The sequence below is a fragment of the Lichenibacterium minor genome (genome assembly GCF_004137685.1).
GTDB lineage: Bacteria > Pseudomonadota > Alphaproteobacteria > Rhizobiales > Beijerinckiaceae > Lichenihabitans > Lichenihabitans minor.
Map to the genome: position 1 here is coordinate 20,900 of NZ_QYBB01000048.1, position 7,070 is coordinate 27,969.

Genomic DNA, 7,070 nt, shown 5'->3' on the forward strand with positions numbered 1-7,070 from the left:
GACAGAGGCGCCCCACGGCCGCCGTCGAGCGGGTCGGCGGCGGCGATCACGCCGTACCTCCGAGGCTGGATCGTTCCCCGTCGCGCTGCCGCGTGGCCTTTGCACGCCCCTTCGCAGCCGCCAGCGCTGTCCGCGCGCGATCCAGCTCGGTCGGGATCTGGCTGACGTGCCAGAGCGTGCCGCGGATCCTGGATTGTTCGCCGTCGATCGCCACCAGGACCTCGGCAATCGACGGCAGAAACCGCGAGGTGTGCCGCAGGCGGCGCAGCGCCGCCTGGAGCGCATAGCGGCATGGCCGGCGCTCGATGACGTCCTCGGCGAGCTGTGCGCCGTATCCCGCGAGGTCGGCCTTCGACGCGTTCGGCCACGCCGTCACGAAGGCGCCGATCTGTCGCCCGATCGCTTCGACCGGCAGCGGCGCAGCTGCATCACGCAGCGCACCCGTCTGCGCCGCACAGCTGTCCAGGAACGCCTGAGCCCGCTGGATGCCCTCGCGCAGGGTGGACAGTTCCGGGCGGCCCCCGTCGGGGGCGAACACCCCCATGAAGGCTGGCCCGGATGCGGACAGGATCACCTCGAGCGGCGATGGAGCCGCCGGGGTCAGGTGCGCCAGGTCGAACGACGCGATGGGCAGCGTGACGATGGCGTTCATGACGCCTCCCGATGGGCGTTGACGACGGCAGCGATGCCGATGAGGGCGGATGCGGGTCCCGAGGTCGGGCGGTGCGGGGCGGCGCCGTTCGCCGGGCTGGTGCGGGCGCCCCCGCCCATCAGCGGCAGCGCGTCAGCGGGCTGGTCGGTCCATCGGCCCTGGTTCAGCCACGTGGCTGGGTTGCACCACTGGCGGTCGGGCGGCTTGGTGCGCCGGTAGGCATCGATCCCGGCGATGAGCTCGTCGACCGTCGCCCGCTCGTCCCGGATTATCCGATCGAAGGCTTTCCGGGCGTCGTCCTTGCCGACCTTGTGGGGGCAGGCCTCCCACCAGCGATCGAACGGTTCGGGTTCGGCCGCGCCGGCGCCCGCGCGTTCCGAGCGAAGCGAGGAACCTCTATTCCCTTTCCCTTCCCTTCCCTTCCCTTGGTGAACGTTACGTCGATCGTGCTGCTCATCGTGACGATCATCGTCACGTGGATCGTGACGGTCCACGTCGTGGTCGCCCTCTGCGGCCGGCCCGTCAGGTCGACGGTCGTCATCGTTCCGAGGTGACGATGCGCCCTTGCTCCTCGTCGCGGTCGCCGCTGCGGTCCGCGCTCTCCGGGCCTGCTTGGAGACCCAAGCCTCGTTGGCCTTCTCGGCCAGCAGAGGGTGGTAGAGGCGTCCGTCTGAGCAGAGCTGATAGCCGCGGAGCGCTTCGTTGCGCACCGCCTTCCAGGCGTCGACGTCGCGACCGTATCCAGCATACCGGGCAAGCAACCGGTCATCGTCGGGCAGGCTCGCCGCGGGCGACTGATGCCAGGACGTGCACCAGAGGAGCACCGCGGCGCGGAAGCCGTCGCCGCTGGACAGGGCCGCAAGGTCGCTGTCCCGCAGCCGCACGGCGTCGAGCGGGAGATAGGCGAAGTCGCGCAGGTCGACCTCGGCGGAGACCAGCGGGTCGGGCAGGTTGGACAGGTCGGGCGCCGTCACAGGCCACCCCGCGCCTGGGCGGCGATGATGGAGCAGGACACGTCGCACCAGAGCTTATGGCTCCGCGTGGCGCCGAGCCGGCATTTCGCGACGATGGCGTCGATCTCGTTTCGCGCGTCGTTGGCGCGGATGTGCGCCTCGACATCTCCGTTCTGGTAGGCCGAAGAGCGCTCGATGTAGTAACTGTCGCGGTACATCAGCAGGACGACGTCGGCGTCCTGCTCGAGACTGCCGCTATCCTTCAGATCGGCGATGCCCGGGCGCTTGTCGTCGCGCTGCTCGGTCTGTCGGTTCACCTGGGCGAGCAGGACGACGCAGATGCCGAGTGAAGTGGCGAGGCGCTTCAACGCGATGGAGATCTCTCCGATCTCGTTGTGGCGCTGTCCCTGGTAGCGGTCGCTGGCCTTGATGAAGTTCAAGTAGTCGAGGACGACCACGCCGAGCTTGACGCCCTGCCTCGCCATCCTTTCGCGCTCGGACCGCACCCGGGCGGAGATCGTCGCCAGCGTGGCGCCATCGGCTGCGTCGAAGACGAGCGGCATCGCGGCTAGGCGCGCCCGGGCCTCGTCGAGGCGCCAACGGTCCTCCTCGTCGACTTCACCGGCCAGGATCCGACCGTAGCCGAGCGGCGCCCGTGGGCTGTAGGCGAGGTCGCTGAGGACACGCGCCGCGGCCTGCTCCTTCCCGATCTCGAAGGGGAACAGGATGGTGCCGGCACCCGAGCGCGCCGCAGCGCGGGCGAGCGCGATCGCCATGATGGTCTTCCCCATCGAGGCCCGGCCGGCGAGAACCCAGAGGTCGCCGGGGCGCATGCCCTTCGTGTCCTGGTCGATGCCGGGGATGCCGGTGGTGACCCCGAGCGGGACGGCCTCGCCGGCGCGGATGCGGTCGACCTTGGCGAGCAGCTCGTCCGCGGCCGTGACGGCGTCGATGCGGGTGGTCGCACTGTGGGCCAGGGCGCGGGTCCGCACCTCCATCAGCGCGCCCTCGGCACCCTCGATGAGGCGCTCCACCGGCGTGCCGGCCGGTGGGTCATAGGCCTGGGCGTCGATCTCGGCAGCCACCGCGATGAGGGCACGCCGCGCGTGGAGCTCCGTCACCATGCGGGCGTAGTCCGGCGCGTTGACGATCGTCGTCGCGTCGGCGGCGAGGCGCGCGAGGTAGCGCGGCACCGTCATGCCGGCGCCGAGGTCGTGGTCGCCGAGGTAGGTCTTCAGAGTGAGCGGCGACGCCACACGACCCTCGCGGATCAGCGTCGAGGCGACGTCCCAGATCCGTCTATGAATTTCCTCGACGAAGTGGTCCGCAGCGAGCCCCGGCCCGACGGCGTGCCAGGCGGCGTTGTTGACCAGCACCGCCCCGATCAATGCCTGCTCGGCCTCGACGTTGGTGGGCAGCGGGCGTGTCGGGGGCTGCCCGAATTCGGTCGGGGGCACCATGGCGTTCATGCGATGTCCCTTTCTCGGGTCGGGTGCGGGGGCCATGTGCGGCCCCCGCCGGGGATCACGGGAAATCGTATCCGGTGCGCCGGGCGAGCTTGCCGACCGCGCGGCTCGCCATCTCGCCGAGATCCATCCAGATGTCGGCCGTCGGTTCCGGCGCGAGCGAACCCAGCATCGCCTCGGTGGCGAGATGAGCCGCGATCCGGCGGGCGCGGACGACTTCGCGGACGACCGCGAGCGGGGGGACGAAGTCCTGATCTGCTGTGGACATGATGCGCTCTCTGCTGAGCGCGATGTCTCGACGGGAGGGACCGGATCGGGTACACATCGGCTTGCGAGACTGATGTGACGACCGATGCCGAGCCCGCGCCGGGGAGACCCGCGCGGGTTTCGTGTGTCTGCGGTCCAGCGACCGCCCACACGCTGACGGCTTGGACGATCCAGGCCGTATTCGGATGAGGGAGCGCGCTCACGGCTGCTGCTCCCCAAAAGATGTCGAGCCGGCGTCAAGCTGCTCGGGGCTCGGCTGGTCGGCGATCCACGGCGCGATCGCGACCGCGAGACTGGCTCCGCACTTCATGATCCTACGCGCCAGGCGCGTCCGGGCCCCGAAGGCGAAGGGCGGCTTCGACGGCTTCGAGCCTGGCGAGAAGGGTCCGGTAGTCGTCACGCGCGAGTTCCACATCCGTTGGGGTGCCTCTGCCTTGCTTCACCTGCTGCACCGCCTTGGCGGCGGCGTCCTCCCGGACGCGGCGGGCCATCAGCGTCCGGTACCGGGCCTGGAAGTCCGCGACGGCCGCGGCGGACCAGGTGCCGCCCTCGCCGTAGAAGCCTGAGCGGACCCGCCAGAAGGCCGGGCGCTGGAGAGCCTCCCAGGCTCGGCGGATCTGTTCCTTGACGGTGTCGCCGGGCCGGATTGGCTCGGAGGCGTGGCGGCAGATCGTGCGGATCTCAGCCGCGATGAGTTCACTCATGGCCTTGGCCCCTTCCGACCAGATCAGGCGAAGGTGGAGCGACGACTTGTCGGGCATTCGCGACGGTTCCTCTGCGATGGTGATGACCATCGGAGGGCAGACGCGAGCTGCTCGACGAGCGGTGACGACGGTGGCCGGCGCGGATGCTGGGGAGCGGATGCGCCGGCCGAACCGGGAACAGGGTAGCGAGCCGAGGGAGGCCGGGATGCTCGGCGATCAGGACGAGCCGTGGACGTTCGACGTCGAGAGCGTCTGCAAGATCAGCCCCGACCCGACGGACGACGATGGCGAGGTCACGTTTGCCGTGGTGTTCAACGTATCCGGGCCGGACGCCAGCGCCGAAATCGAGGTCTTCGTGACCGACATCCCGGATCCGTCGCTGTTGATCACCCTGGCCATGGCGAAGCTGCACGAGGCACTGGCCGCCTGGGCCCGCATTACGCTCGGGCGCCGCATCGCAAACGACGACGGCATGCCGGGCTGAAGTCGTACCGTTCTCGACGCGAGCCGGTGCGGGCCTCTGGGCTGGATTACGTCGGCGCTGCTGACGGAAGAGGTCAGGCAGCATGAGAATCGGCCTGATCGGATGAGTTGTCGGCCTTGGCCGGCGCGAGATGGATGCGGACGAGAGCCGCCTCGTCGAGGTCGATATCTTTCTCTCGAGCGGCAGCGATGAGCGCGGGCCAATATGGGAGTGGGATGGAGTTGCGAGCTTTCCAGCTCGACACCGTCGAAACGTTCTCATGTCCGAGACGGCCGGCCAGATATGTGGCACCGACCCTCTTGATAAGAGTCTGAACAGGAGTTTGGTGCCGCGTGCTCGTTCGCATGAGACATGCTACGCATATTGCGTGGCTCACGTCAACGCCAAATGCGTAGCCAATTACATCACGATGACGCCATGACAGACACTCAGCAACCACCAGAAACCATTCATGAACGCATCAAGTTCCTACGAACTATGAAGGGCTATAAATCTGCCAGTGAAGCAGCACGTGCTTACGGCTGGACAGTTTCCACCTATCTTGGATATGAGAATGGGGACAGAGAGCCGAGCAAAAAGATGGCTCAGCGCATTGCTGAGGCTTTTGGGGTAGGTATTAATTATCTCTTGATTGGACAAGGTTTAATATTTGGCGAGTCGGACGAATTATTTAAGATCCCAATTATAGGTGATGTATTCGAAAATGGCGAGATCAGTCCCAAATCTTTGGGGTTACCTGTTGAGGGGTATTCTGAAATCTCAACTTCAATTCCAATTTTGAATGCCACAATTGGCGTCCGTGTTGCAGGATCGACTATGTGGCCACGGTATGAAGATGGCGACATTTTGGGATTTGTAAGAACGGGGCAGAATCCGCATAGTCTGATTGATGGGTGTGAGGCTGTTGTCAGATTGAGCGACGGTAGGAGGTTAATTCGAAAGATATCCAAGTCGAATACACAAGGCTTGATTCATTTGCACGGACACAACACGCCCTCTCTATTCGACCAAGCGATAGTCTGGGCTGCAGAAATTACATCGGTTGTTCGATCTACAAGCGTGATTGCGGTTGATGCAAGCGCCGAAGCGCGTGATCTGCGCCGGAGAATGATCGCCCGGACGGCCCAAGGGGACTTTTTCGGCGAGGGTGTGATCGCAAGCGAGGAGGATACCGAGGAAGCTTGATCTACGCATTTCGCGTTGACATGCTACGCTAATTGCGTAGATTAAGCCATCGCTTCCGCGATGGAGCCCGCCGCCATGTCGCTTCAGCCCTCCGCCGACCCCGCTCTCCCTCATCGCCAGCGTCTGAGGGAGGGAACTGTGGCCCTTTCCGACCTCTTCACCCGCGACTACGCCGACCTCGACGACGTCCAGGCGCGCATCGGCAAGGCGATCGACGCCGTCGCGGCCCGCACCGCCGGCCGCACCATCCCCGCCGACCTCGCCGCCGAGGTCACCTGCGCCCGCGCGGTGCTGGCCGACCTCGCCGACATCAGGGGCCCGAAGGCCCGCGCCAAGGCCTTCCGCTCCGAGCACGGCTTCGAGACGCTGAAGGGCCTGTGGTTCGCCTTCGCCGACCACGCCGTGCTGCTCGGCCTGCAGCTCGCGTGAGGGGCGGCACGATGCTGCTCCACCTCACCCCTTCCCATGCGATGCCCGGCGGCCGGTCAGAACCGTCGGCGCCTGCCAGGAACGCTCGCTTCCCTGTCAACCTCCGGGGCCGTCATGTCCGCCCCAGCGCAGGGGCCGAGCCGGTAGTAGTAGCCTGCGCCCGGCTCGGCGCCGAGGTTCCCAGGCTGGCAGGACGGCCCGGCGCGGCGCATCAACAGGGGCGACTGCTTCATCTGATTGTCGGCGAAGGCTGGTGTGGCCAGGGTCACCGTGACGACGGCCATCAGGGTGGCGACGCGGACGCGTCTCATCGGCTTGCTCGCTGCTCGATCGACGCTCACGACGCTGTGCGTCTTCGTCGATCCGCAACGAGAACGCGTCCCCAACCAGCGCGGTTCGCTCCATTCCGGCGCGGCTGGGCCATCCCCCTCACCGTCGTGCGGCGCGGTCGCTGCCGCCGTGCGCTCGGTCGCCTCGGCCTGATCAGCCTCGAACGGCCGCTCGCCGCGCTCGTCGCAGACCTTCCCGCCCTCACGCCGCCTCACGCCGCGGTGGCATCGCCCCGCCCCTGACCGTTTCGGGCGGGTTTCCTCGCTCGCTCATCCGAGGCCGGCCGGCGCCGCCGTCCTCCGCATCGTCGATCGGCGCCCTTCCCCAGCACAGGACCGTCACCATGCTCGACATCGTCTCCGCCACGTCCGCCAGCGTGCACGCCCTCACCGGCTCATCGCGGCCAGGCGCCGTGCCGCCCCTGGCCACTCTCGACCTGCCGACAGCCGACAGCGACGCGCGCCCGGCACAGACCGCTCGCTCGGACCTCAGAGTGATCGAGCTCGCGGAGCGCGTGGCGGCGCGATCACGTCCGTCAAGGTGGTGGAGTTTGGTCTGGTGCTCACCGCGGCTCCTGACGGGTCTCAGGCTGCGATGTGG

The 7,070-nt window shown here is 67.2% G+C and carries 11 protein-coding genes; 4 read left to right on the forward strand and 7 right to left on the reverse strand.

Features of this window, described 5'->3' with window-relative positions:
• Positions 1 to 46: 46 nt before the first annotated feature.
• From D3273_RS23450 to D3273_RS23470, 5 genes are all read right to left on the reverse strand, one after another.
• Positions 47 to 652, reverse strand: coding sequence for a hypothetical protein (locus tag D3273_RS23450; protein ID WP_129229325.1), 606 nt, complete (start codon positions 650 to 652; stop codon positions 47 to 49).
• On the reverse strand, positions 649 to 1,626 hold the full coding sequence (locus D3273_RS23455; RefSeq protein WP_207210882.1) for a DUF1376 domain-containing protein: 978 nt from the start codon (positions 1,624 to 1,626) through the stop codon (positions 649 to 651). The genes D3273_RS23450 and D3273_RS23455 overlap by 4 nt, the downstream gene beginning before the upstream one ends.
• Positions 1,623 to 3,074 carry a replicative DNA helicase gene (locus D3273_RS23460; protein WP_165359637.1) on the reverse strand — a complete coding sequence of 484 codons (1,452 nt, stop codon included), beginning with the start codon at positions 3,072 to 3,074 and terminating at the stop codon, positions 1,623 to 1,625. The genes D3273_RS23455 and D3273_RS23460 overlap by 4 nt, the downstream gene beginning before the upstream one ends.
• Positions 3,075 to 3,129: 55 nt before the next feature.
• Positions 3,130 to 3,339: a hypothetical protein gene (locus D3273_RS23465; protein ID WP_129229327.1), complete on the reverse strand. Its 210-nt coding sequence runs from the start codon at positions 3,337 to 3,339 to the stop codon at positions 3,130 to 3,132.
• A 313-nt stretch (positions 3,340 to 3,652) separates the two neighbouring features.
• Positions 3,653 to 4,099, reverse strand: a complete 447-nt coding sequence (locus D3273_RS23470) for a hypothetical protein (protein ID WP_129229328.1) — start codon at positions 4,097 to 4,099, stop codon at positions 3,653 to 3,655.
• 19 nt (positions 4,100 to 4,118) lie between these two features.
• Between D3273_RS23470 and D3273_RS23475 the strand changes: the two genes are divergently transcribed.
• Positions 4,119 to 4,526: a hypothetical protein gene (locus tag D3273_RS23475; RefSeq protein ID WP_129229330.1), complete on the forward strand. Its 408-nt coding sequence runs from the start codon at positions 4,119 to 4,121 to the stop codon at positions 4,524 to 4,526.
• Positions 4,527 to 4,599: 73 nt separating this feature from the next.
• On the opposite strand, the gene D3273_RS30045 is transcribed toward D3273_RS23475, so the two are convergent.
• A complete protein-coding gene (locus D3273_RS30045; RefSeq protein WP_428977801.1) occupies positions 4,600 to 4,872 on the reverse strand; it encodes a carph-isopro domain-containing protein in 273 nt (90 codons plus the stop codon).
• 71 nt (positions 4,873 to 4,943) lie between these two features.
• On the opposite strand from D3273_RS30045, the gene D3273_RS23480 reads away from it, so the two are divergent.
• Together D3273_RS23480 and D3273_RS23485 are read left to right on the forward strand one after the other, a co-directional pair.
• Complete coding sequence (locus tag D3273_RS23480; protein ID WP_165359638.1) at positions 4,944 to 5,711, forward strand: helix-turn-helix domain-containing protein; 768 nt, start codon at positions 4,944 to 4,946, stop codon at positions 5,709 to 5,711.
• A gap of 138 nt (positions 5,712 to 5,849) precedes the next feature.
• Entirely contained in the window at positions 5,850 to 6,140 is a 291-nt protein-coding gene (locus D3273_RS23485) for a hypothetical protein (protein WP_129229333.1), read from the forward strand.
• A gap of 56 nt (positions 6,141 to 6,196) precedes the next feature.
• Here D3273_RS23485 and D3273_RS23490 read toward each other — a convergent pair whose 3' ends face one another.
• Positions 6,197 to 6,451 (reverse strand): hypothetical protein, encoded by a 255-nt coding sequence (locus D3273_RS23490; protein ID WP_129229335.1) that lies wholly within the window; start codon positions 6,449 to 6,451, stop codon positions 6,197 to 6,199.
• A gap of 362 nt (positions 6,452 to 6,813) precedes the next feature.
• Here D3273_RS23490 and D3273_RS28895 point away from each other — a divergent pair.
• Positions 6,814 to 7,070 (forward strand): hypothetical protein (locus tag D3273_RS28895; RefSeq protein WP_207210883.1); only part of this gene is annotated, 257 nt, incomplete at its 3' end.

Coding starts and splice junctions, on each gene's coding strand:
- D3273_RS23450 (WP_129229325.1), bottom strand. CDS start 652: ATGAACGCCATCGTCACGCTGCCCATCGCGTCGTTCGACCTGGCGCAC.
- D3273_RS23475 (WP_129229330.1), top strand. CDS start 4,119: ATGGTGATGACCATCGGAGGGCAGACGCGAGCTGCTCGACGAGCGGTG.
- D3273_RS23490 (WP_129229335.1), bottom strand. CDS start 6,451: ATGAGACGCGTCCGCGTCGCCACCCTGATGGCCGTCGTCACGGTGACC.
- D3273_RS30045 (WP_428977801.1), bottom strand. CDS start 4,872: ATGCGAACGAGCACGCGGCACCAAACTCCTGTTCAGACTCTTATCAAG.
- D3273_RS23480 (WP_165359638.1), top strand. CDS start 4,944: ATGACAGACACTCAGCAACCACCAGAAACCATTCATGAACGCATCAAG.
- D3273_RS23465 (WP_129229327.1), bottom strand. CDS start 3,339: ATGTCCACAGCAGATCAGGACTTCGTCCCCCCGCTCGCGGTCGTCCGC.
- D3273_RS23470 (WP_129229328.1), bottom strand. CDS start 4,099: ATGCCCGACAAGTCGTCGCTCCACCTTCGCCTGATCTGGTCGGAAGGG.
- D3273_RS23460 (WP_165359637.1), bottom strand. CDS start 3,074: ATGAACGCCATGGTGCCCCCGACCGAATTCGGGCAGCCCCCGACACGC.